Origin of the sequence: Oceanospirillum beijerinckii DSM 7166 (assembly GCF_000422425.1) — a bacterium.
Classification (GTDB): domain Bacteria; phylum Pseudomonadota; class Gammaproteobacteria; order Pseudomonadales; family Halomonadaceae; genus Oceanospirillum; species Oceanospirillum beijerinckii.
Genome location: NZ_AULT01000005.1, coordinates 23,987 through 48,369, shown reverse-complemented (window position 1 = coordinate 48,369; position 24,383 = coordinate 23,987). Strand labels below are relative to the sequence as shown.

The window sequence follows — 24,383 nt, the reverse complement described above, 5'->3', positions numbered from 1 at the left end:
ACCCAGCCCAAGCTAAAGCATGTAAAATAAAGATATTTCGGTATTTTTAACTAAAAATCCTAGCAAAGAGACCCAATAGAGCCTATAAAACCTTTATCTTACCGCTTAAGCAATATAATTTAGTACCCCAAAGAGCACAGACAGCCATAGACACATAGCTCACGGTCAGATTAACTCTACATTCACAAGAGAAGCATCAACAACACCCGCTATCTCAATACTGATAACATTATCATCAGCATCCTGGCCTAAATTGACAAATAAGGTATTGGTAATTTCATTTACTTGTACAGAAATCAGTCCCATCGCAGCCGTATCGCCGGATAAGTCTGCTAAGGTAGAACCGCTGGCCCCTGTTAGCCCACTTAACACAAGCTTGTCCTGAGCTATATTAAAGTTAACAACATTGAAGTTGCCTGTAGTTAAATCACTAAAAGTGATCGCATCAGGGCCACCAGTAGCCGTTGCCGTTGCCGTACCTACATCAGGTGTGACTGTTACAAGACCCGTTCCCTCAACAATATCGACTCCACCACCGGAACTGATTGTCGACTGATTATTGATGGTAACCGCAGCTTCTCCTTCTGCAGGTAAGCTCTGCCCCAGGACGTCAATGGCAAAAGCTGAAAAAGCTTTATCGCTACCAGAAATCCCCGCAGCCGCATTAGCACCGACTGAAAAGGTAAAACTATCCGCACCACGGATATTCACAACAGAACCATTACTTAAATACAGTAACGCCTCATTATGTACCAGTATGGATGAAGTGATGGTTAGCCCTTCGGCAAGCTCAATGCGGTTGGAGCCGCCCTGGTCAATAATTGTAATTGTCTCCCCACTTTCAAGAAAGCTTGGAATTAGACTGTAGACCTGGTCTGATTCGTCGCCTTGATAAGTAGTATTAGCTGATTGAACTAGTGTTAAAAAATCTTTTACTTTCTGAATAGCCATAATTACTCCAAATAAATTTAAAAACACCCAAGTACCTAAACATATCAGCATGCCAGGCTCTTCAACACCGGCCCGCGCGCATTCCAGGTTATTCAGGAATGTGTTGGTACCGCCTTACATACACTTAAAGACGTTGGCACCTATAACAGAAATGATCTCGGTGTTCAATCACCGTGCCCTACTGACTCACTGCCTACGCTTAGCCGCCGGCATCACTACTGACAGCTCAAGACTCGTTTCAGAATGGTGACAAGCCTTGCTCTGACAGGGTTTTCACCCACGGGAATTCCGTTAACACATCTTTGCTTATCAATTTCATCCGCATCTGAGCTTTGCTCTGCACACTAAGTACTCATTCTGGGGCGTTCTACCTACACTCAAACCGCTCGACTGACCTGGTCTCATCCTTTAAACAAGACGAGACCTTATACCATGACCTATATACGTAACTTCCACCTGAACAATAGCAAACACTTATTCAGCAGTAGAGGAGGATGGTTTATCAGCCCCTCTGTTCTGTGAACAAAACAAAGTCGGCTACACCAGCTTCTATAACTAGTGCAAACGACCAATACTCTGGCATTGCCTGCAGAGGTGTCGGGCTAGAGCTGTAGAGGTATTGATGCTACAGTATTGATCATATATATCCTCTAATTAAAATTTTGGTGATGTAATGGCTATTAATAAGGTATCAGATTTTCTAACACTGATTCAGTCTTCAGGTACTACTTATCAAGGGGATGAATCAGACCAAGTCTACAGTCTAATTCCAAGCTTTCTTGAAAGTGGGGAGACAATTACAATTATTGACCAGGGCGGCTCCAACCGCATTGAGCTTGCCGAAGGACTAACCATCACCTCATCCATACTAGTACATAATGAGGCGTTACTGTATTTAAGCAATGGCTCAGTTGTAAATATCCGAGGTGCGGATACCTTCACATTCGCCGTTAGCGCCAATGCAGCAGCGGGCATCACAGGTGCCGATAAGGATTTTCCGACCTTTGCCCTTGATGTTTTGGGCCAGAGCTTACCAGCAGAAGGTGAATCTGCTGTCACCGTAAGCAATCAGTCAGTAATCTATGCAGGCGGGGCTGTTGATATTATACCAACCGACCCAACCGACCCAACCGACCCAACCGACCCAACCGACCCAACCGACCCAACCGACCCAACCGACAGCTTATTAACTCAGGCTCAGGCTAAATCCAGCACAAATGCAACGACCGGCACACTACCTACTACAGGTGATAGCCCCGCACTTGAATCAGGTAAGTACTGGAGCAGCACAAACGTTACCTATTCCTACAATCTGACAGAACCAGCTGACTACGCTGACGAAGATCTATCCGGCTTTATCGCTTTCCCCGATGCAGCAAAACCTTCCGTTGAAGCATCTTTTGCAGATATTGCCACCTTTACACCGCTGACCTTTAGCGAAGTATCTGTTGATGGCGATATCGAGTGGAATGCTGTTGCTCAATCAGGCAATACAGATGCTTACGCTTACTATCCTGGTAGCGGTATTAGTGGTGATGTTTTCCTTAATAATGAATATACCACCAGCGAACAATACACTGCAGGTCAATCCCCCTTCTTTACGGTCATACATGAACTAGGGCATGCAATGGGGCTTGATCACTCCTTTGAAGGTGATGCGACATTACCTGCTGACGAAGAAAACATCACTCACTCCGTGATGTCCTATACGGATTACCACAACTACACTATGGAGTTCACCTTGCCCGGTAACTCCATCAACTCTCAACCTGTAAGCAGCTATTACACCACAGGCTATGCTCTGTATGATGTGATGGCACTGCAAGCAGCCTACGGGGTTAACACCAGCCACAATAGTACAGATACCACTTATACCGTCGGTTTTGGCACCACGGTACAGGAAGTGATCTGGGATGCCGGTGGTACTGACCTGATTGATGCCTCTGCAGCAACCGGTGTCTGTACTGTCGACCTGCGTGAGCAGAAATTCTCATCCATTGACGTAAAAGATGCCGCCACACAAGCCGCAGAAAAAGTCACCGAGATGGGTATTACCAGTCAAACCTTTATCAATTTTATTAACGATCAGTACACCAATCTGGGCGATCAGCTGTATACCGGTGAGATGAACCTGGCAATATCCAAAGGTGTTGTGATTGAAAATGTCACCACAGGTAGTGCCAATGACAGCGTTCAGGATAACGCTGTGGATAACGTGATCAGCACAGGTGCCGGTGACGACATTATCATCCTGAATCAAGGTGGTTTTGACACAGTAAACGGCGGTACAGGTACAGACACGGTACAACTGAGTATCGCATCCAGCGCAGCCCAGGTAGAGAAGCAAACCGACGGTAGCTACATCGTACTGGCCGATTCGTTTGCCGCTCAACTGACCGGCGTTGAGAGCCTGCAATTTACCGATACCACAACGACACTGGCGTAACGCTCAATCGTGAGATACCACAAGGAAAGCAGGCTTCCCTGCTTTCCTTTCTAACTCACCAACCCACAAAAACTCACATCAAAGCGATCTATCTTTATCCGTTTTCCTGTCCGGCGAGCAATACCTGAACCTCGTCCATCCTCGCGTCACTGGAGTACAGCCTTTCCAGCTGGCCTTTCAACGCCACACGGGCCTTGTTATCACCATGAACCAACCGAATTTCTTGCGGCTTATCACGCATACAACGGACAAAATTAACCAGATCCTTCTGATCCGCATGAGCCGAGTAGCCTGAAATCTGCTGTACCGATGCCCGGATATCATACCTTTGACCATCCAACGTGACCCAACCGCCTGCCGGACCATAGCGCAGAATATCAGCCCCTGGTGTACCTTTAGCCTGATATCCAGTAAACAGTATTTGATGACGGGACTGACCCAGCATCGCTTTCAGATAATTCACAATGCGCCCACCGCTGGCCATACCACTGGCCGCAATTACCAGAGTGGAGCGTTGGCTGCGACTCAGATAATTCACTGTCTGCAAATGCTCATCATGGCTATCAACCGTGTATAACTCCTCAAAGCTCAGCGGGTGTCGTCCTTGGCGATATCGACGCCAGGCTTCCTTATCCCACCACTCTTTTAACTCACGATAAGACTGAGTAAATTTAGCCGCCAGGGGTGAGTCCACAATCACCTCTAACTCTTTTAAAACAGAGTCAGGTTCAGCCTGATGAAGAAGATGCTCCAACTCATACAGCAATTCCTGAGTTCGACCAATACTGAAGGCCGGAATAATAATATGCCCCTTACGATGCATCGCATGCTCTATCAACTGTGCCAGCTGCTGACTTCGCTCCCTGCGATGTTGATGCAAACGATCACCATAAGTGCTCTCCAACACCAATATATCTGCCCGATAAGGCGAACGTGGCGCAGGCAACAAAGGCGTCCAGGGTGCGCCTAAATCCCCCGAAAACACAATACGCTGGCTTTTGTGGTTACCTTCTCTTTGTGACAGCTCACCGTGAACTGCCGAGCGATAATCCACTTCAATATAAGCAGAACCCAGAATGTGGCCAGCACGCTGCAGGCGCACCTTTACCGCCAAACCATTTTGATCAAGCAACGAATGCCACTGCTTATAGGGCAAAACAACCAACTGCTGATTTACCTGATCCAGAAAGCGCTCTATCAACACCTTATTGCGGGTAAAACCAATTTTAAGGGCGTCTTCTATTACCAAAGGCAAGAGATGCGCACTGGGAGGAGAACAAATGATAGGGCCACGAAAACCCGCAGCTAACAGATAAGGCAATCGGCCAATATGATCAATATGGACATGAGTGACAACTAAGGCCTCAATCGTCTCGATGGGAAAATCAATGGAAAGCCTTTCCAATGCGGGCAGATCATCATCAACCTCCTGCCCTTGAAACAAACCACAATCAACCAGCAATGAATGCTTATGATCAAACCAGAGCTGATGACAGCTGCCTGTTACTCCCTGTGCACCGCCATGATGGTCTATTTTGGGATACATCATAATCCTCCTTGATGATCATAAAAGCCACCTTGCTTCAGAAACGTCCTATATTAATACACGCACCTGCTATCGAAATGATTTAAAACAATATATGACCTAAGAAGAAGACAGAAAGTCGAAAGACCCACAAGCCAGTTCACCTGATAATAACGCAGACTCGGCTGATTCAGGCGGCGCAAATCCTTCGATCAGTTGTTGGACTAACTCAGGGTAACTGAACAACTCCTTATAACCGGAGTCATGATGATTACTGTCACTAATGCTGGCACCTCCATTTTGAGACTTGCAAGAACACAAAGACCCCCTGATGCGTAATAGGGATTGCAGAAGATCATAGCAGATTAGCGAATGGCATTGCTATTGAGGATACTTTGGCAGTCACTGCAGCAGTGATAACCACTTGGTATTAAAGGACTATAAAAGGGCTATAAAAGTGGGTGTCTTTTTTAGTCTTTTTGGATATATGCACAAGTGCCATCTATTCTTCAGGAAGCCAGATCAGATAGACTGAGTGTAATTAATGACGTCAAACGGCTGGACATTGGCGAGGTGTCCATATATGTCCCTTTAGTGTTTTCTTCTAGGTTTTCTAAGTTCTCAGCTAACATATCTTTATTCTCAATCAATGCTGAGACTGCTGCGCTTTAATGGCCTTCAGTTCTTCCGGTGTAATATCTGCAATGGCGACCACCTGATCATCGGATAAGCCCGCTTGCAGCATATTGATCACGGTTCGGATCATGCGCTTCTCAGCCGCTTCCACTTCAGCCTGAGCTTTTTGGTAGCCTTGCTGTATCCCTTGCTGTATCCCTTGCTGTATCCCTTGCTGTATCCCTTGCTGTATCCCTTGCTGTATCCCTTGTTCGATACCTTGCAGGCGTTCTTTCTTCACCAGATTTTCTAAGTTCTCGGCTAACATATCTTTATCCTCGATTAAGCTGTTGAGCTGTTCCAGGTTAACCTCGGCGCTCAAGCGATTGAGGTGTCGTTTAATCCAGCGGGTAATCACGCGGTCGATCCGTTCTTTATTGGGATCAGCCTGAATAATAGCCACCACACGATCACAGCCCGTTGTAACGAGGCCCAGCTGTCTCCGGCATTTTCCACGCTGAAGAGATTGGGGGTTCTGCCAGTTAAAGTGGGTGCCTTTTTAGTAGGATCAAATAAGAATGGGTGTCCTGAAGGTGGATTGTCAGAAACCGCGACGCCCTTTTAGTGTTATCTCTTTACTAACTTTGAATAGCGGACAGAGCGTCTGGATTAGCTTCAACTATTTTTAATAATGCACGCGCAGGGCCAGCAGGACGAACCCGCTTTTGCTCCCAGTTTTGCAATGTTTTAGGTTTAACACCAATCAGATAAGCAAACCCTGTTTGTGATAAACCGGTTTTTTCCCGAATCGCCTTCACATCTGGTTCTGGAAACTCACGCACACGCACAGCTACCGACTCATTACGCATATGCTTACCCATGTCTTTAACACTTTCTAATAACGCATCAAACTGCTGCTCATTCATCATTGAGTTCCTCTTGCATAACAGCTGCCAATTTTCGTAGCTGATCAGGTGTTAAGTCAGAAGCCACGTTCTTTGCGTAAGCATAAAGCAAATAACAGTGTGACTGCTTCGTCCAGTGATAATAGATCACCCTTGCACCACCGCGCTTACCTCTATTTAGCAAAGGTACACGCAACTTTCTTAGCCCTCGCCCACCAGGTATTAAGTCACCTGCATTCGGATTTTCCAGCAATATCGTTTGCATTGCACGTAAATCCTCATCAGAAAATAGCGCATCAGCACAACGCATAAAAATAGGCAATTCAATAAATATCATGCCAAAGATTATCCGCTAGAAGCGGATAAAGAACAAGAGAGTCACACCAGTGTAGCTGTAAGACAGATCCGTTCACAGCGGGGCTTGGTCATCCTGACCTCCTGATCCGATGTTGAGGGGATAATTGAAAGATAGACGGGGATTGAGGGGTACTGCCAGTTAAAGTGGGTACCCTTTTAGCACAGAAATAGGATAACCAATTGGTATAAAATAATTTTAGAAATGGGTGTCCTTTTTATCTGGGTGGTAGACCCCTTGCTCTACAGCAAACTTGTATAGTGTCCTGGGTTCAATATCTACCATACCATCATTAAAGATCAGACAACCCCATTCAGAATCTATTTTCGCGGTATTAATAGCTGAGGGCTCGACATAAGCCTTTAACAAAGGAGACAGGTCAGCTTCTATAAAGCTATGATCTGCAAACCCTAAGATAAAGGTGTAGTTATTTTTATGCTCAAAAGAATGTAATTTCATAAAAGGGCTATAAAAGTGGGTGTCTTTTTTAGTCTTTTTGGATATATGTACAAGTGCCATCTATTCTTCAGGAAGCCAGATCAGATAGACTGAGTGTAATTCATGACGTCAAACGGCTGGACATTGGCGAGGTGTCCATATATGTCCCTTTAGTGTTTTCTTCTAGGTTTTCTAAGTTCTCAGCTAACATATCTTTATTCTCAATCAATGCTGAGACTGCTGCGCTTTAATGGCCTTCAGTTCTTCCGGTGTAATATCTGCAATGGCGACCACCTGATCATCGGATAAGCCCGCTTGCAGCATATTGATCACGGTTCGGATCATGCGCTTCTCAGCCGCTTCCACTTCAGCCTGAGCTTTTTGGTAGCCTTGCTGCATCCCTTGCTGTATCCCTTGTTCGATGCCTTGCAGGCGTTCTTTCTTCACCAGATTTTCTAAGTTCTCGGCTAACATATCTTTATCCTCGATTAAGCTGTTGAGCTGTTCCAGGTTAACCTCGGCGCTCAAGCGATTGAGGTGTCGTTTAATCCAGCGGGTAATCACGCGGTCGATCCGTTCTTTATTGGGATCAGCCTGAATAATAGCCACCACACGATCCACAGCCCGTTGTAACGTGGCCCAGCTGTCTCCGGCATTTTCCACGCTGAAGAGCGCACTCAATGGAGTTGGGGTTAACCCCAGTTCTTCATCGGTGTACGCCCCTTCATCCACCAGATAATAGCGCAGCTGGGGTTGGTAGACACGCAGAAAAGACGGCGGTTCCGGTTGGATCATCTGATAGATATCCTGCTGGGCGCTCCAGCGGCGGGAACCGTTGTACAGCACCACCGGAAAGACAGGAGGTAACCCCTGACCTGGGGTAAGCGGACTGTTTTTCTTTATAGCCGGTATCGTGATGTTTGGCGGTCATTTTAAATTCCCTCCCCTAAGCCACCAGTGCACAGGCTTTACCCATGCCTTTCATTCGCTGCGGGCGGGCTTGTTTCAAGTGTTGTGCGGTGCCGATGGCCCAGCCGAACCCCTGCAGCCAGCGCCCTTCGGCCAGATCCTGCACCCATTGATGGGTTAAACCCAGTTGCGCCATCAGATTAGGGGTTTGCGGAGGGATAACACCCCGTTTATTAGGATGCACCACACGCCCGACGTAGTCCACCAGTTCCAGATAATCGGTCAGCGAAAAGGGGATCCCACTGGCTAGCTGGCCACCGGGATCAAAGGGCATCAACAAGGCTAAGGGCTGTTCTGCCAGTGGCGTACCGGTTAACGTGTGCTTACCGGCGTTATCATCAGCTGTCAGACTGGGGCCGGTCTGCCCGGTGATTCGGCGCTGGGCGGAGGTATAGTCCGAGGCCGGTATAGAGTCCGCCATCCCAGCCCGCACGGGGTTGAGATCCACATAGGCCATCACTGCAATAATCGCCTGTTCATCCAGTAGTGCCTGACTTTTAAACCGCCCTTCCCAGAAGCGGCCTTTAACTCCATCCTCTTTATTAGCCATACGAGCGATGGACTCATTCAACACCCGCATAAACCAGGAGATATCCTGCAACCGCTGACGGTACTCCTGCACATAAAGGGCGATTCTGGCCTGCATGGGGCGATCAAACACCGTTGGGTCTTGCCGATACCGCCGCACCAGATCCGGGCCGGTAAACAACTGTGTCCAGCGCTCCAGCACCTCGTTATCACTCCAAGCATCTGCACGGTTTGCATCCACCCGCAGCACCAGATGGTAGTGGTTACTCATCCTTTAGTCTTGCTGCCTTTAGTCTTGATGAAAATTAGAAGGGAAGGCTGGGTCAAATAAGAATGGGAGTCCTGAAAGTGGATTACGCCAGTTAAGCCACCACCGTCATATCCACATGCAGGGCACGCATAACCCTAGCGACCGTATCCCATTTTGGTTGCACCTTGCCGCTAAAAGCTTTATACAAGCTTTCACGATTTAACCCTGTAGCTTTAGCAACCTCTGCCATACCATGGTGTTTAGCCAGGTGCCCCAACGCATTCACAAACAGACTAGGATCTTCATCACGAAAACACTCAACCAAGTAAGCATTAATTTCTTCCTGAGTTTCAAAATAATCAAATGGGTTAAAAGGCTTAGCCTCATTGTTCATATTTCTCCCCCTTTATCTCACTAAATAATTTTTTAGCCAAGATGATATCTGATTGCTGTTGCTTTTTATTACTCTTGATTCCACCGTTGAGCAGTAAAACTACAACCCCATCCAATACTGCATAATAAATACGATAACTCTTACCAATAAAAATACGCATTTCGCTCACACCTTCACCAACAGGTTCGACATCACCAAAGCTCCCTTGTTCTACCCTGGCAATACGCATAGCAATAGCTCTAACTGCTTGACGGTCACTTTGCTTTTTGAGCCATTTATCAAATTGATGTGTGGTTCTGACCTTATATCTCATGTAGGCCATTGTAGCCCCCAGGCCACTTAAAAACAATATAGCAAGGAAAATAGCATCACTGAGGTTTTAAAATTGATGCCGTCCACTTAGAGAAAGCACAAAAGAAAGGATAACTAATTGATATGATGGGGTTTTAAAAGTGGGTGTCCTTTTAACACTCCTTTTAACACTCCTTTTAACACTCCTTTTAACACTCCTTTTAACACTCCTTTTAACACTCCTTTTAACACTCCTGCATCATAACAGCTGCCAATTTTCGTCAGTTAAAGTGGGTGTCCCTTTTCGTTGCCTTTATTTTCGTCAGTTAAAGTGGGTGTCCCTTTTCGTTGCCTTTCGTTGTCGTTTGTTCTTTTCGTTTGTTTTGTGGGCAGCTACCCGATATTTTTGATCAGGCAGCTGAATAGTTACTACGTTTTTAGCTTTTGGTGTCAGATCAATCCACCAGTTCCAGGGTTTTCAACAGCGGCCACTTCCGCGACAGAATCTCTGCATGCCGGGTCAGCATTGAAATATTTTCTTGTGCATTTTCCAGAGTCTTACCCTCATTGAGCAATCGCTGGTTCTGGGCTTCAAGTAATGGCCAGACTGCATTTGCCCATTCTGCCGGAGTTTTATGCCCTTGCTGCCGTGCCTGAATAAACAACTGTTCAAAACGTGACAACGCAAAACCGCCCCCAACCACAGGTGAAGCATTAAACTCAAACTCACTCATACTGTGAGATAAATTTGCGATGTGCTGATTAAGCGCCCTACAAGGGGGCCCGGCATCACCAGTGTTATCTGCAACTGCCATCAGATCATTTTTGGTAATTAACACCATCACGGCCTGTTGAATCTGGCTAAATGAAAGCTGCGGTAAACTAGTTTCAATCTCAGCCAGGGTACGCGGTTTAAAATCCCCCATCAGCTCAATAAACGGTTCGTAAACATCTTTGTTCAAATCAGCCTGACCCAGCATACCGCTCAACTTAAGATCCATATATTCAGGAGAGGAAATAAGCAAAACCGCTTGCTGCCTGAGCTGCTGGGTCTGCTGCAGGCTTGTCAGCTTGCGCCCCCCTTTAACCCAGTAGTCCTTTCTGAACGGCTGATTGATTATAAAATCACGCACCATCTGCCGATAATTCCCCTCAGGCAAACTATCGAGCAAAGCCTGTTGCTCTGGGCTCAAGTTTACAATGTCAATATGGTCCAGGTAATTAGCAGAGCAGGCAAAGTTCAGTTTTGCCGGTGCTAACCAATCAGCCATCTGGGTAAAACTCATCGGAGCCCAGTCATGGTTAAAGTATTCGTGGGCAACGTAGTTTCTGTTCTTTTTTTTCAGCTGCTCAACCTTTTGTTTAACCAGGGGATTGGCTTTAGCAAACAACGGATCAGTATCGAGCAGCCTGGTCGCAAACTCAAGAGCATCATCAATACGACCACCGATAGCATGCCCTGGCGCACCCAATACCCGAGTGTGCTCTGCTAACAATTCACGCATCGGTACCATCGAAGCCCAACCTGGCTGTGTGTTATAACTGATATACAACACTCCACCCACTTTCAGCTGACGCTCAATAAACTCTACGATAATCTGGCGGTTTTCATCATTGATCCAGCTCCAGATCCCATGCAAAGCAATAAAATCAAACGGTGGTAAGTCATCGCGCCGACAGAATTGCTCAAAGGATTGGTCAAACAAATGTGCCTGCGCACCCGACGCATCGGCCAACTCCTGTGCAAACAGAGCCTGAGAAGGATTAAAATCGGTACCATACCACTGAACGTTCGACGCGGCAGCGTTAAGATTAATGCTCACGCCCTGGCCAAAACCAAGCTCACAGGCCGTCTGCACATCAGGCGGCTGCAGCCCTGCAGAGAGAAATGCCAGTTTGATTCGCTGCGGATTTAGCTCCGCGTAGTACCCATACGTATAATCAATATCAGCCATGTAACCGGCCGTCCAGTCAGTCATTATATTTACTCTTATATATCTTCGTTAATTTAAGGAGGCTAACATTAACCCCTGTCTTTTTATCCCCGATATTTTCAACCGTATTAAGTAAGCCAAGAGCTTTTATTAAGAACAATTTATTAGCAGGGAAAGAGCTACTTATCAGGATGAAGGCTCCACGAATATCAAATAATATGATAATGAAGAAATACAGTACAGGCATTCCAAACAGAGTAGCCATACTAATAGCTGAGTGATGCTGGAAGAAGTTTAAGTGTCGCCAAATCAGCTCTGTATAGTCACGAGCGGGACATGTCAGTCCACATTCAGTGCAGGGGAGCAGGCTGCCACGATCGATTTCAATAGTGAGATGAACTGGTGAGGTGATGAGGATATATCCAGGTGCTGATCAACCAGCTTCCAGGGTGCCGCTAATCCCAAGCCCTGTGCAAAACCTGATTGCCATTCATGGTTATCCTCTCTGAAAAAATACTTATTCTGCTATAACTCTCAGAGCAGAGTCCATACCCAACGTCAATGAGCCTTAATAACGCAAGTATATTATCTAAAAATAAAGAGAGGAGAGAGTAAATAAACTATAAAAAGTAAGGCCCTATCACGTTAAAAACATGCGATAGGGCCTACCATCTTACATATAGGCGATTTTGAGCAGCCTGCTAATAAAAATTAGCAAGGCAAGACAGTCCGTCAGGCAACAGTAAAATCAGCTGCAGTCAGAGTATCAGCTGTTACCGTACCAACCAGTACAACGCCGCCAGTCCAATCACCATCTGCATCGTAGTAGATCTCTCCAGTATCGGAAGCAACCGCCCAGTTAACAGCAGAGCCTCCACTCTGGTCGCCAATAGATACTGCATTAGCACCCAAGTTTGTGGCAGTATCTAAAATCAGGTTTTCTGAACCGTCGATACCTGCAACATTTAGGGCTACAGCTGCAGTTGTACCACCCAGCTGGATACTGTCGTTCGCTGCAACGAAGCCAGTTATAGTTACACCGGTATCTGTGTTAGCAAATACGAAAGTATCACCTGCAGCTGTACCAACAACACCAGTCTGACCGTTCAGTGTATTGACTGTAATACTATCAGAAGAATCTGCAACCAACTGGGTACCATAAGTAGTATTCGTAGTATCGTACAATGACTTCAGTTGAGCTGCAGTCAGAGTTACGTTAGTCGCTGTAGTAGCAGTATCCAGATCCAGAGTCAGACCAGAAGATGCCAGTGTTGAGCTTGACAGATCAACAGCTGCGGTAGTGTTAATGTCAACCGTAGTAAAGCTTGAATCAAGACCAGTCAGAGACGTCGCAACGGCTGGGTTAGCACCATTATCACTTACAATAAATGTTGTTGATGCTGCACCACCCGTGATGTCTTTAGAATCAACAACATCACTTGTTGGGGTAGTATCAATATGAGCAATCAGTTCAATATCACCTACCTGGACGCCATCAGCACTACCGGTTACCTTGTATGCAAAAGCATCATGCGTAGCGCCTGGGTTAGCATAACTGCCTTTATTATTATAAGCACTAGTTGAGGTGTCGTTAATAATAACAACATAAGACTCACCGGCACTCACACCCATATTAGCATCAATAAATGCAGCAACTTCAGCATCAACGACATCCTGAGTGTAACCGTTCGCAATATCTAAGCCGAATGTAGCGATCTTAGAGCTGCCAGCACCATTTGCACTATCAGCGAAGATGTATACTGCACCATCAGTCGCATCAGCTGTTTTAGCTGCATCTGCCGCTTTTTCAACAACACCCTGCGCACTATCAATGCCAGTCAGGCTATTGAAGTTCAGACGCTCATCACCAGCAGCATTGGTCAGAGTGACTGTATCGACACCACCGTTGTTGCTGAAGTTATAAGTCACCTGACCTGCAGAACTATTACTGGTCAGCGTAACACTATCACTGAATGTACCACCTGTTACAGACACAGCTTTTGTTGTACCAACAGCAGTAAAGCCAGATAGCTGAACAATGCTAGTCAGATTGTCTTCAGTGTTGATGTTAGAGCCGCCATTTTCCAGCTTGAATGCGGCACCACTCGTAGCTGTACTACCACCAATTGTGTAAATACCACTAGAGGCAGCTACATTATTCAGGTTCAGAGACAGATCTGCTTCTGATGTACCTGAAACATGGATTGTATCTTCACCCACGGTGAAGTCTTTAACTGTAGCCGTTGTTTTAGCAGTAGAACCAACGTTAACCGTTACACTATCGGAACCCGCACCAGTGGTGATGGTTGCTGTTTCATCTGCAGCAACAGAAACGCTGTCATCCTTGCTACCAGCCACGATGGTAGAAGCATCAAGAGCTGTCACACCACTTAGCTGCACAGAATCAGACAGGTCAGTTGCAGTCAGTTTAGAGCCGCCGTTCTCCAGGGTAATACCCCATTCGCCAGCTTCTAAAGTACCAGTTTTACCTGCATCACCGATAATGTAAGCGCCATCAGTGACAGTAACATCTGTCAGATCGATATTACCTGTAGCGGTGCCACCATTCAGAACAACAGTATCAGTACCAAGTGCAAAGTCTTTTACAACAGTGCCTGATGTATTGGCCGATACTTTTACCTTGTCAGCGCCCTCACCCAAAGTGATTTCTTCTGCTCCAGCCGCCGTACCTTTAGCCGTTACCGTATCATCACCCGCACCAGCATCAATTTTGATCGCATTACCAGACGATGTAATTGTATCGTTACCTGCACCGCCCTGTACTTCGGTACCAGCAGCAGCAGCATTCACGCTGATAGTATCGTTACCATCACCACCCTGGATATCATAAACCTTACCCAGTGTTGTAGTGATGCTATCGCTAGACTGACCACCAACAACAACACCATCAAAAGCGCCTGCCAGCGTCACATTCAGGCCAGCCGTCATATTAGACGCGGTTACAACCTGGTCATCTGCACCCAAAGTAACAGCGGTCAGTTTCAGTGCTTCATCACCATTAACTACCAGCGCAGTCGTTGCAGCGTTCAAGGCAACATTAGCAACAATTAACGTCGCCTCATGTGCACCGTTGTCATCCAGGTCTGTATCAGAATCTTTATCTGCTTCAGCCTTCATAACCAGAGTTTCAACCGTTGCAGCTGTAGTCAGACCTGTTGTGGTTTGCGCATCTGCAACAGTGACATTCAGAGTACCTTTGGTAAAGGCAGTATCTTTGTCAGCGTTATCAATGCCAATGGTTAAGCCTTCAGCATCACCAGACAGCAGCAGCTCAGATGCCTGATTGATTGTTAAAACTGTAGTAGCAGCAGCAACACCATTCACATCAACCACATCAACCACTGCTTGACGTAAGTCTGCACCAGTTGCCAGTGCAGTTGCCTGAACGGTTGTCGTACCAGTGGAGCTATCAGTGATGGCGGTACCATCATAAGTGCCTGATGTTGACTGAGCCAACGCTACGCCATCAGTAACTTTCAGTGTGATGTTACCCGCACCAGACAGAGCCATTTTCTCAGCATTGATTTTTGCTGCATCACTCAGAGTAATCTCAGCATCCTGATCCGCTGCAATATTCAGATCCAACTCACCATTATCAGTGCCACCAGTACCGGCATCAATAGTTGCATCGCCAGCGACAGCAACATCAATCTGATCACCGGCAGACGTCAACGTAGACAGTGTCAGCGTTGCATCTTCAGCCAGTTCAATGGCATAAACATCAGGACCACCACTACCAGTCACATTGACAGCACTAGCTTCATTCGCATCAACAGCAACAGAGTCACGAGTACCAGAAGACAGTGATGTTACATTCAAAGTCTTGATGTTATCGCCCGCAACGATTGCAGCTGCATTCAGAGAGCTTGCATCAGTAACAGTAGCAGTACCACCGGCAACTTTAGTATCTACCGTCAGAGTGTTAATGCCACTGGACAGACCCAGATCCATACCAGCTGTAACAAACTCACCCGTAATATTAACGGTTTCAACATTCTGAATGCGAGGCTCAGCGCTTGCGCCAGTCACAGTAGCATTCAGTACGTCGTTATCTGTCGTGGAGTTATCCAGCAGGATGTCGCCCGTCTGCAGGGAACCCTGCGCAGTCGCATCAAACAAGTCAGACTTATCGGTACCGTTCGCGATATCATCATTGTCTGCTGTCAGTGTCAATGTGTCACCTTCAACCGGATCTGTTGGATCTGTTGGATCTGTTGGATCTGTTGGATCTGTTGGAGTAACAGCACCACCCGTTTCAATGGTTGCACCAGCATCAGAAGTTACTGCTGCTTCACCTTCTGCCGGCAGAGTTACGCTCAGCACATCAGTTGCAAACTCAGCGAAAGTCTTAGAAACACCTGTCTGACCTGCAGCTGTGTTAGCACCTACAGAGAAAGTAAAGGTATCAGCACCACGGATGTTGATGATAGCGCCATTGCTCAGTACCAGCTGTGCTTCGTTAGAAGTTACGATGCTAGAAGCAATAGTCAGACCGCCTGCCAGCTCAATAGTGTTGCTACCACCTTGGTCGATGATAGTGATTACATCACCAGCACTAGTCAGGGTTGGAGAGATCTGATAAATCTGATCAGCAGCGTTGCCTTGGTAGGTATCACCAGCAGTCTGAACGATCTGAAAAGCATCAGTTGACTTTTGAATTGCCATTATGTTTGTCCTTTAAACTTTTTAAACTTTAAAAGCTTCGAATTCAGTCTAGTGATGTTTGTCCAAAAATAATCAGACAAACATCACAATAATACTAAGTAACTAAGCTTACGCTACGCTGAAGTCTACAGTAGACAGATCGCCATCTACAACACCAGCCAGTACTAGCTGGTTCGCTACGCCGTCAGAGTTAGCGTCGAAGATAACATCAGTCTTGTTGTTGATACCAGACTCAGAAACAGTCACAGCTGCAACGAAAGTTTCAGTCGTTACAGTGCCTGTCGCTACATCGTTGAATACGATACTGTCTTCACCAACTGTGAAACCAGTGATAGTGAAGTCACCACCAGCAGTAGAGATTACACTGCCAGTAGAGCTGTCAATTGCGTATTCGAATACTTCAACAGTACCGTCAACTGCAGTCAGGTCCTGATCAACCATGATGTTGCTTGGATCAGTTGGATCAGTTGGATCAGTTGGATCAGTTGGATCAGTTGGATCAGTAGTGCCACCACCTTCAGTCGAACCAGAAGCAGTGATGCTCAGAGCGAAGCGGCTCTCAACCTGAGTACCAGAAGCACCAAAGTCTACGATACCTTTGTAATCAACGTTGCCAACTTCACCATCAGTACCGTCGAAGTCTACGTAGAATACTTTATATTCACCTTCGTTCGCATCGTTCTCAACCATTACAACAGAGTGACCCGTGCCACCAACCAACTCTACGCTAGTAGTGCTGTTGCTGTAAGTTTCAGCAGTCAGGTTGTATACGTCTAACAGGTTGCCTTCATCCAGCTTAGCAAAAGTATTAACTTCTGTGTTATCACCATCGTTAAAGTCCAGAGTAGTAATTTCGTTTGCTCTCAGCTCCAGATCATCATCCAGATCAATAGCGATAAGCTCTTCAGTCACTACAGAACCACTTACAGACTCACGGTTGTTCAAGTATGCAGAGAAGTCCAGTGCATCATTACCGTCGAAGTTATTGATGTAAGTAGTACCGAAGTCAGACAGTGTAAATACGATAGTATCGTTAGAGTCATTATCGGAAGACAGTGCAACAACGTCTTGACCAGCCGCGATGATAACAGTGTTATCAGTTGCGAAAGTAGAGTCAGAGCCGCCAGCCAGATCGTAAGTTACAGTGTACCCGGCGTACTCAGTGCTCACATCTGCTTCTGAGTAGTCAACGTAAGACTGGTATTCGTTTTCAATATTCTCGTGCTGAGCATCAGTCCAGTCAGTTTCACTAATAGTTACCTGTACTTGGTTGTCGTCGCCGTCAACCAGAGAAGTAAAGGAAACGCCATTATAAGATACTAACTTAGACAATACCGGGCTATCTGCGATTGCAGCATAAATAGCTGCATCCAGATCTGCTTTAGACGTCAGGTAGTTGTACGTACCACCTAGCTCGCCAGCAGCAATTACTGCAGTCGCCTCAAAACCGTCAGTGTAAGCGTCAACATTGTTGTTATTTACACCCTGATCACCATTAAAGGTAACAGTTACAGTACGACCCAACAGCAGCTGATAACCCATGTCAATGTTATCTTCCATGTTGTCATCTGCGCCAGAGCCAAAGTCATTGCTCAGATCTACAACTGCACTTACACCTTTATCACCAGTGTTTTCCAGATACATGGCGTCATCGCCTGAACCGGAATCAACAGTTACGTCTTCGTCGTTCGCTTTCAGAACATCGTTACCAGCACCCAGCTCAACGCTTACGTCAAACTTAGTACCCGTGTTGTCAGCTGTATCAGTGTCAGTATCCAGAGCTTCAGTAGGCAGCAGATCAACTACATCATTACCGGAACCAGCATCGATTTCAACAGTATCATCGGCAGCATCTACAATAACAACATCATCACCAGCGCCACTATCGATAGTCGCACCAGAGTTCAGTTCGTTGATGTAATCATCAGCACCACCAGTAGTGATTTCACCAGTGCTCTCACCCCAATAAATAACTTTGCCACCACCAGTTGCAACTAGCTCGCCCAGGTTATCAACGCGGGTCTCAATACCCAGACTCAGATCACCTTTAAAGTCTGCTGCATTAACCAGATTCAAGTTACCGCCAAATGGAGAAGCTGAACCATCCTGTTGATCGGTAGCATCAGTGTCATTACTACCCAAATTAGTGGTTTCACCACGAATAGTCAGGCTTGCGTAGCTGTCGTCAGAGCGCTCTTCGCTAGCAATGTTGATAGTATGCAGATCACCATTAGTAGAAGTCAGCTGACCCAGGTTGCTTGGCTTACCGTTGAAACCAGTAGAGGCGTCAGCACCCAGTACAGTCACGTTGAATACTTCAACACCATGACCTTCGGTACCGTCCATAGACTTACCGCCTACAACCAGGTTACCGCCTTCACCATGACGACCTACTTTGTGCAGTTCGATGTTTACAGTGATGTCTTCGTCACGGCCGTCTTGTACAGTTACACCTGCACGGTCATAACGGTTAGAAGCCTGAACCTCACGTTCTGCTTCTGGCACTGGAGCCAAGAAGGCGTTGTCTTCAGTTGCTGTCAGTTCAACACCAGGCTGACCTACGATCTGTACAGTTGGGGCGTCACGCTCGTCACCAGTTTGTACCGCAGTACGCTCAGTGAAGTTAGGGCCAACGATCGCGCTTAATTGGCTGTCCAGACCCATTTCTACCAGTGCGTTGTTGATCGCAGCTGCCAGATCTTCGTGCGTACGGATTGCCAGGTCATCACCGTTTTCGTTCAGTGCTTCTGTCAGATCAACAGTCTCACCGTTCAGAACGAAGCTTAGGTGTTGGAAGATAACGCCGTCCAGCAATTCAACTTCAGTGTTGCCAGTCAGGTTGATCAGATCCCATGCGTCCTGGTTCATTACTTCGTATTGAATAGTGTTAGAGTCTTCAATACGACCAGCCAGCAGGTAATCTTCGTCGAAGTATACTGTCAGATCAGATGCGTCACCGTCGGAGTTAAAGTTGTCGGTGTGATCCATCGTGATGGTGATGGACTCTGTGTTACGAGTGTTGCCGTTAGAATCCAGAGTGGTCAGGTTTTCGATAACCAGATCACCGTCAGACTGCTTGGAACCGATTTTATCGATATCGGTCATGTCTTTTGCGTCAATAACTACAGTGTTGCCTGCAAAACCGTCTTGAACTTCCAGCTCAACGATTTCGATATTCTTAGTTTCTGGCTGCACTTCCATAGTGGAAACACCAGATGCACCGAAGAATTCAGGAACCAGTTCAACACTCAGAGTGTCGTTACCCGCGCCACCGTCCAGCTCATCAGCAGAAGACAGAGAGTTAGATACACCGCCTGCCCACTGGTTTTGTACTAGGCCAGCGTCAAAGAAATCATTACCGTCTGTGCCAGTAAAATCAGCACCTTTATCAGTACCTGATGTCAGTTCAAAGGTATCACCATCAACTGGCTCTGGCTCTGGCTCTGGCTCTGGCTCTGGCGCTACGATAGCGTCAGTCGCTGCTTTAGAAGCTGCCAGAGACTCAGCCGTTGCATCAACGTCAGCTACTGCTGCTGTTGCAGTTTCTGCAGAGAAAGCCGCTGCATTTGCAGTGTAGTACTCAGCTGCAGCAGATTTGTTAACCAGTACAGCGGTGTCATCTTCAGAAGCACCCGCTGACATAGCCATAACCAGCTCATCAACGTCTACGTTTTTGCCTTCGCCGTTTACCCAGTATTCCAGACCTTCAGCTTCTGGAGCACGCTCGAACATACGAGCATACAGTTCAGTTACTGCATCTTCGCGGCTCATAGCGCCCAGGCCAGTCGCGTATTCGTCTTGGCTGTCTACAACGTTAGCACGAACCTGGTCAACAGTGATGTTGCCTGCTTCTACTTGTGCCGTCCAGTATTCCAGACCTTCTTTATCTGCCGCGCGGCCCAGCAGGCCAATGTAAATTTCCTGAATCTGTTCAGAAACAGTTGCCATTTTAACTTCTCCGTTAACGTTGATTGTTCACTTGGACTGCTTATCCATAATCCTGGGCGTCTAAGTGACAGTTCCTGGAACCCGTCGGCTCCAATCTTTATTGCCCTGTAGTCAATACTACAGAGATCTTAATCTGCTCATACTCAATCTTTAGCGAGCCAGATGGCTACCGACCGTTACGTTTCAAGGCCAGCGTTTCCCAATCTGCTCAACTTACGGCTGCCTGTCGGCGGTAGCCTAACTTTCAGTGAAAGCAAGTCTGCCACAGGTTAAAAGTTATAGTATGTGACCGGCATCACATGACTTCTTAACTTTTCCAGTTGACTGTTACAGATCAATTTTTTTTGCCAGAAGGGCATACCCCACATGATATATGCAGGCATTTTTAAGCGAACAGATGCTAGCACATTTTTCCGCATCCATACCAGAGTCAATATCCTGCATAAAATCAGTGCTCGTCTGTTTGCTCTAAAGCCCTCAATACACCCACCATTCTCTCGGCAAGTACCGGCCATTGATGCTGATCCAGCCACTGTTGTTGACGAGCTAACCAAGCCTCACGTTCATTCTTATCGCTGAGTTTTTCCAGCGCATCCTGCACCCCCTGCGCGATATCTGCCGCTGTTGTTCCCGGCAAGAAATGAACGGCCTGTTCAACATCTTCGAAAATATCCAGTGGCGTACATAACACTGGAGTCTTTGACGCTAACCCTGTTCGAACAGCTGCCGATGAGGATTCTTGTGTATGCTGATAGGGAAACACAACCACATCGGCTTGCTTCAGCCAGTGCAGGCACTCCTCTTCAGGTAAAAAGTCACTGATAAAGCTCACTTGCTCTTCCAGGCCATAGTGGCGAACTTTCTGATAACACAGTTCCAGCAACTCACTTGATTGCTCAACAGGATACAGGGCATTCACCAGCAGCAGGTGATATGGCTGTTCAGTACTCTGCGCCTTCTGTAAAAGCGCAAAACTATCAATTAAGGTTTCAATACCTTTATGAGGCAGCATAAAACCGTAACTGGCAATCACCTGCTTACCCGTCAAGTCTGGCATCGCCCGATGACGATTCTGCACTTCGCTATGGCCTTCTATTATAGAGCTACCCTTCTGGCCTGAAGACGAAGCGACAACAGACACAGGGTCACTATCATCCAGAACAGACACACTATCATTCAGAACAGACACACTATCATCCGGGACAGACACGCCATGAGGGAATAGCATCGCATTATCGATGACGCCCCACTCTTTCAGACGGTTCAGGTCTCTACAGCTATGCACTAACACACCGGCCACCTGTTTTAATTCAGGCAGCAGGTCGACCAATGTTTTTCTAACATCGCCCCAGTACACATCGGCTGTGGAGTGAAAGCAGATTATCACTTTAACCTTGTCAGCCTGCAGCCGTCTGAGCAGCGTTTTTAATGCCCCAAGATTAAAAAAACCAAAGTTAAACTGAATCACCAACTGGTTTAAAGACAGGTTACACACAGTATCATAGAGCTGATCCAGTTGACCCTCCCCCTGATCGCCACCAGACCGCCAGCAACGTACTACTCTCTGATCAGCATCGTGACTCCCGCGACAGGTCAGTACATCATCCGATGGTTGAATCAACTGGGCATCGGTATTGGCCAGCACCCAGCTCTGATCACAAGCCGCGGCCAGAGGAGAAGCGGGCGCAGCCATTGGCCGCAGCAAATAAGCGGAATAAGCCGCGATACCACACTTACTGTTCCAGGTAGACACCCAGCCCAAACGCAGAGCCTGCTTTTGGACTGGAGGGGCCTGCACCGCTTCCATCGCCTGACCCAGCGAACGATTCAGACGCTCGGCCACGTGATGCCAACAAAAATGCTGCTGCATGAGCCTACGCGCACGATCGGTTCTTTGCTGGATCATTTCCGGCTGATAATCAGCAGCCTGTTGATGATAGAAACCGCTCAGGATATCACTCAAATGTTCAACACTGGGTTCTGCCCAAACAGAACCGGCTTGCTGCATATGGGTTTTAGCCCGTGCAAAATGATATTCCAGCAACCAGCTATTATCTTCGTGACAAAAATCCCGCTGTCCGCCATAGCCTGTTGTCACAACCGGCACCCCCAACCACATGGCCTCAGCCATTGGCAGACCAAAGCCTTCGCCACGACTGGGTGCAACCAGTACGTCACTGTGCTGATACAGGGCTTTAATCTGACCATCGCGCCAATCTTCTTCAATAATATAAACAGGCGGTAATGACAGCCCCTGTCGACTCAGCTCGTTTGTTAATACTGCAAGCTGTTGCACCGCATCGTTATGGGGATTGGTAAACGTCTTAAGCACGAGAATAACCCGCGGCTCCTCTTCACCGGACGGATAACGAAAGGCCAGACTCCAGGCGTTTAACAAAACATCCACCCCTTTACGGGGGAAACAGGATGAGATGTGCAGGAAAACCCGTCGCCCCTGAATAGCCTCCAGCAGATCGGATGGCAAAGGTTCGGCCTGAATCCGCTCAATATGGTCTACCCCCACGCCGATACATCGGGTGGGCGCGTAGACTCCGCTTTCGCGCAGCACCTTACTCACATAACGTGACATTGTTGTGACAAGATTGAGGGTACGATTAAAGCCCTGGCCGTACTCAGCGGGGAAAACAGACTCCTCCCAACCATAGTTAGCCATCACCCGCAACATACCCGGCATACGATTGACTCGAGGCGGATAGAGCAAACGCAGAGAGGCATCAAAAGCCTGCCTCATCTCAGAGCCCTGCTTATAAATAGATGCAATCTCGGGGCGTTCTGTTAAAAAGTCCGCATCAGGATAAAAATCACCGCCACCCTCTGTACTCAACAAGCCCACCTGGCCCGGTTTTACCTGCTCAAGTGCCCTAGCCAACTCCCTATTTAACAGCGCTAGACTATAGCTGCTATCAAAGGGGCCCTCGACACGATAATGCCCATACCCTGGGGATTTAACCAAACAGTCAGCTCCCGTGAAAACGCCCTGCACATCCTTTGGCAGTGCAACCTGATGCTGCTCCAGAAATAGACAGAGTTCACGGTATAGTTCAGCAGGCAAGAAACGCTGCAAGTTTTCACGCTGACTACAGATCAGCCGGCTTCTCAGCTCAGGGTTTTGCAGGAAAACCGCCAACGTTGTGGACAACTGCTCCGCCGACAGCCCCTGATCCAATAACAGGCCCGAGCGACCTAAAGTACTGCCTATGGCGCCATAATCCATAGCGATGACCGGCAAATCATAGAACATCGCTTCAATCAACGGCATACCAAAGCCTTCATGTTGACTGACACACACGAAGGCATCTGCGCAAAGGTAGTAGCTGGTTAAAGCGGCTTCACTCACCTTGCCGGTGATCTCCACATCGGCTTCCAGGCCATATTGAACAATCTTTTGCTCCAGCGCCTTCTGATAAGCGGTATCACCACCACCCACCAGATACAGTCTGGGCAGTTGCTTAGCAGGTAATAGCTGTTTCAGATGAAGCATCGCATCCAGTAGAAAAAGCTGTCTTTTATTACCCGTTAAACGTCCAACAAATAATAAAACAGGCCGCTCTTGCTGACTGAATGACGCCATCAAAGCTTCGTCAGGGCGACGCTGCGCCAGCTGCTCTAAATCAACCAGCAAAGGAATACTGGCAACATCCCTGGTACTAAAACCCGCCTGTATTAGCTCATCACTATTATAGGGGGACATACCGATCGCCCCCTGCAACCAGGACTGCCACTGCACCAGCTGCTGACGCCCCTGGGCCAACAAACTCTGAATAGGATCATTGTCCGCAAAAAAATGGGCCGGGGTAATATTGTGGTAGACGAGAAACTTCTTACCTGACAACCCAGCCAATCAATCGCCATAACCATGGCCCATCGCATGATGTATCAACAGTACCTGACCGGTATTGTCCGAATACGTATCTGCGGGCCTCACCTGTGCGGCCAGTTCCGGTGGAATGTCATGAGCAAAAACTTCGGACGAGATCCCCATGGACCGCAGGAGCCGCTGGGTAAATAAGATCCCCTGACCAACGCCATCACCAACAGCGATAGAAGGGGTGTATTGATGAATGGTCAGGGTAGAACTATTTTGATCTGACACTTTGGAGCCTCATTATTCACGATCCCATCGTGAA

At 47.3% G+C, this 24,383-nt stretch carries 16 protein-coding genes; 1 reads left to right on the top strand and 15 read right to left on the bottom strand.

Features of this window, described 5'->3' with window-relative positions; genetic code table 11:
• Positions 1-165: 165 nt before the first annotated feature.
• Positions 166-951, bottom strand: coding sequence for a hypothetical protein (locus H579_RS0100190; RefSeq protein WP_028298991.1), 786 nt, complete (start codon positions 949-951; stop codon positions 166-168).
• 673 nt (positions 952-1,624) lie between these two features.
• On the opposite strand from H579_RS0100190, the gene H579_RS0100185 reads away from it, so the two are divergent.
• Entirely contained in the window at positions 1,625-3,397 is a 1,773-nt protein-coding gene (locus tag H579_RS0100185) for a matrixin family metalloprotease (protein ID WP_028298990.1), read from the top strand.
• Positions 3,398-3,491: 94 nt separating this feature from the next.
• Here H579_RS0100185 and H579_RS0100180 read toward each other — a convergent pair whose 3' ends face one another.
• The 14 genes from H579_RS0100180 to H579_RS0100100 form a co-directional block, all read right to left on the bottom strand.
• Positions 3,492-4,946, bottom strand: a complete 1,455-nt coding sequence (locus tag H579_RS0100180) for an MBL fold metallo-hydrolase RNA specificity domain-containing protein (RefSeq protein WP_028298989.1) — start codon at positions 4,944-4,946, stop codon at positions 3,492-3,494.
• A 622-nt stretch (positions 4,947-5,568) separates the two neighbouring features.
• Positions 5,569-6,000, bottom strand: a complete 432-nt coding sequence (locus H579_RS23585) for a hypothetical protein (protein ID WP_211224638.1) — start codon at positions 5,998-6,000, stop codon at positions 5,569-5,571.
• A 175-nt stretch (positions 6,001-6,175) separates the two neighbouring features.
• A complete protein-coding gene (locus tag H579_RS0100165) occupies positions 6,176-6,466 on the bottom strand; it encodes a helix-turn-helix domain-containing protein (RefSeq protein WP_245583184.1) in 291 nt (96 codons plus the stop codon).
• Entirely contained in the window at positions 6,456-6,779 is a 324-nt protein-coding gene (locus tag H579_RS0100160) for a type II toxin-antitoxin system RelE/ParE family toxin (RefSeq protein ID WP_028298986.1), read from the bottom strand. The genes H579_RS0100165 and H579_RS0100160 overlap by 11 nt, the downstream gene beginning before the upstream one ends.
• A 216-nt stretch (positions 6,780-6,995) precedes the next feature.
• Positions 6,996-7,256, bottom strand: a complete 261-nt coding sequence (locus H579_RS0100155; protein ID WP_157834520.1) for a DUF2442 domain-containing protein — start codon at positions 7,254-7,256, stop codon at positions 6,996-6,998.
• Positions 7,257-7,460: 204 nt separating this feature from the next.
• A complete protein-coding gene (locus H579_RS23580) occupies positions 7,461-8,138 on the bottom strand; it encodes an Rpn family recombination-promoting nuclease/putative transposase (RefSeq protein ID WP_169449682.1) in 678 nt (225 codons plus the stop codon).
• Between the two features lie 43 nt (positions 8,139-8,181).
• The gene (locus H579_RS23575) at positions 8,182-9,003 is read right to left on the bottom strand and encodes a hypothetical protein (RefSeq protein WP_036564921.1); all 822 of its coding nucleotides are present in this window, start codon (positions 9,001-9,003) and stop codon (positions 8,182-8,184) included.
• Between the two features lie 91 nt (positions 9,004-9,094).
• Positions 9,095-9,376, bottom strand: coding sequence for an addiction module antidote protein (locus H579_RS0100140; protein WP_028298984.1), 282 nt, complete (start codon positions 9,374-9,376; stop codon positions 9,095-9,097).
• Complete coding sequence (locus tag H579_RS0100135; protein WP_245583183.1) at positions 9,366-9,698, bottom strand: type II toxin-antitoxin system RelE/ParE family toxin; 333 nt, start codon at positions 9,696-9,698, stop codon at positions 9,366-9,368. Before H579_RS0100135 ends, H579_RS0100140 begins: the two co-directional genes overlap by 11 nt.
• 424 nt (positions 9,699-10,122) lie before the next feature.
• Positions 10,123-11,646, bottom strand: coding sequence for a class I SAM-dependent methyltransferase (locus tag H579_RS0100130; RefSeq protein WP_028298982.1), 1,524 nt, complete (start codon positions 11,644-11,646; stop codon positions 10,123-10,125).
• 687 nt (positions 11,647-12,333) lie between these two features.
• On the bottom strand, positions 12,334-16,287 hold the full coding sequence (locus H579_RS0100120) for a beta strand repeat-containing protein (protein WP_028298980.1): 3,954 nt from the start codon (positions 16,285-16,287) through the stop codon (positions 12,334-12,336).
• A gap of 108 nt (positions 16,288-16,395) precedes the next feature.
• On the bottom strand, positions 16,396-20,235 hold the full coding sequence (locus H579_RS0100115; protein ID WP_028298979.1) for a DUF4214 domain-containing protein: 3,840 nt from the start codon (positions 20,233-20,235) through the stop codon (positions 16,396-16,398).
• Between the two features lie 448 nt (positions 20,236-20,683).
• On the bottom strand, positions 20,684-24,097 hold the full coding sequence (locus H579_RS23570; RefSeq protein ID WP_051227159.1) for a glycosyltransferase family 4 protein: 3,414 nt from the start codon (positions 24,095-24,097) through the stop codon (positions 20,684-20,686).
• Positions 24,098-24,349, bottom strand: a complete 252-nt coding sequence (locus H579_RS0100100) for a hypothetical protein (RefSeq protein ID WP_028298978.1) — start codon at positions 24,347-24,349, stop codon at positions 24,098-24,100. It lies immediately after the preceding gene.
• Positions 24,350-24,383: the final 34 nt, after the last annotated feature.